The sequence below is a fragment of the Streptomyces sp. NTD91 genome, from assembly GCF_059510455.1.
Genome location: NZ_JCAJZW010000119.1, coordinates 1 through 1,640 on the forward strand (window position 1 = coordinate 1; position 1,640 = coordinate 1,640).

Sequence of the window (1,640 nt, forward strand, 5' to 3'; positions counted from 1 at the left end):
AGAGGCTGTTGTCTTTCCGAGCTTGAGGAAAGCGTTTCCGCTGGTCAGGTGTAGGGATGGTGGCAGTGTGGGAGTGGTGGCTCATCGTGTCGTCGCTCCTGTGGAGGTCGCGGATGCCGTCGGTGGTCGGACTGCTGGAACAGCACGAGCTCGCCGCTCGCCGTCGGGTGGATGGACTGCGTGAGGAAGCCGACCGCATTCAGGCCGAGCTGGCCGCAGCGGAGGAGGAATGGCAGGAGTGGACGATCGCCCGCCGGCGGGTCGGAGTGCTGCTGTCCGCGCCGGCCGACGCTGGGACTGCGGGCGAGGCTCCTTCGCCGGTGACGGTCGCGGTGAAGCAGAAATCGCAGGTGCCGGTGTGGCGCGAAGGGCTTGCATGGTCGGCGCTGCCGGTCGACTACCAGCGCATCTTCAAGACACTCGCGGACCGGTCCCGGCTCGGGCAGGGGCCGATGACCTGCCAGGAAATGGCTGCGAGCTTCGGCATGGAGGTGGCGCCGGCGCGGGTGGAGGCGCTGCGGGCGAAGGCGAAACGCCTGGTCGCCCGCGGCTGGCTGGCCGAGCAGCAGCCGGGCCGGTTCACCCTCGCTGCGGGTGTGGCCGGGCCAGTCGGCGGGTCATGAGCAGGGTCATCGACCAGTAGACCATCGCCTCGGCGCTGGTGGTGCGGCGTTCGAAGTCGCGGACCAGGCGGCGGCTTTGCATCAGGTGGGCGAAGAGGCGCTCGACGATCCACCGTTTGGGCAGGACCACGAAGCCGCGCCTGTCGTCGCTGCGTTTGACGATCGCCAGGACCAGGGCGAACGTGGCCAGGCAGTGCTCGACGAGGCCGCCGGTGTAGCCGCCATCGGCCCAGACGAGGGCCAGGCGGTGGTGAGCGTCGGCCACCTGCGCGAGCAGGACCTGGGCGGCGGTGCGGTCGCCGACATCCGCGGGGGTGACCATCACGCCCAGGAGCAGGCCGAGGGTGTCGACCACGACGTGCCGCTTGCGGCCGTTGACCAGTTTGCCGCCGTCGAAGCCGCGGCTGTCCACGCCGACGACGGCATCCGCCTTGATGGACTGGGAGTCGATCACCCCGGCCGTCGGCTCCGCGTCCCGGCCCAGCTTCTCGCGAACCCGCGCGCGCAGCCGGTCGTGGAACTCTTTGATCAGGGCGTTCTCGCGCCAGCGGCGGAAGAAGGCATAGACCCGGTCCCACGGCGGGAAGTCGGCGGGCATCGCCCGCCACTTGATCCCGTTGTCCACGAGATACCGGACCGCATCAAGTATCGCCCGGTGGCAGTACCCCTCGGGCCGGCCGCCCCGACCGTGCATCCAGCCCGGTACCGGCAGCAGCGGCCGGATTGCCGCCCACTCCGTATCCGTCATATCCGTCGGATACCGGCGCTGCCGCTCGGGCCGGTCGGCCGCGTTGCCGTACACGTGCGCGAGGCAATCACACGATGGAGCAGCCGAGTTGGACTGCCCGGCCATCGGCACGGAAGACTGCAGCACAGGGGCCTCCTGGTGCTCTTTGGATTCGACACCCACGAGCTGTTCAGGAGGCCCCGTCTTCATGCTCTCGCCCGACCAGGATCACCCGACCGGGAAGCCGCGTTCGACTACCACCGCTCAAGATCGGAAAGACAACAGCCTCT

2 protein-coding genes are annotated in these 1,640 nt (G+C 69.2%); one reads left to right on the top strand and one right to left on the bottom strand.

The window, feature by feature from the left end; translation table 11 throughout:
* Nucleotides 1-113: 113 nt before the first annotated feature.
* Nucleotides 114-623 (top strand): hypothetical protein, encoded by a 510-nt coding sequence (locus AC5WRT_RS38805; protein ID WP_496098907.1) that lies wholly within the window; start codon nt 114-116, stop codon nt 621-623.
* Here the strand turns inward: AC5WRT_RS38805 and AC5WRT_RS38810 are convergent.
* Nucleotides 580-1,371, bottom strand: a complete 792-nt coding sequence (locus AC5WRT_RS38810) for an IS5 family transposase (protein ID WP_496101090.1) — start codon at nt 1,369-1,371, stop codon at nt 580-582. The two genes, AC5WRT_RS38805 and AC5WRT_RS38810, sit on opposite strands and share 44 nt — an antisense overlap.
* Nucleotides 1,372-1,640: the final 269 nt, after the last annotated feature.

Excerpts from the sequence above, each read along its gene's own strand:
- AC5WRT_RS38805 (WP_496098907.1), top strand. The coding sequence starts at position 114 with ATGCCGTCGGTGGTCGGACTGCTGGAACAGCACGAGCTCGCCGCTCGC.
- AC5WRT_RS38810 (WP_496101090.1), bottom strand. The coding sequence starts at position 1,371 with ATGACGGATACGGAGTGGGCGGCAATCCGGCCGCTGCTGCCGGTACCG.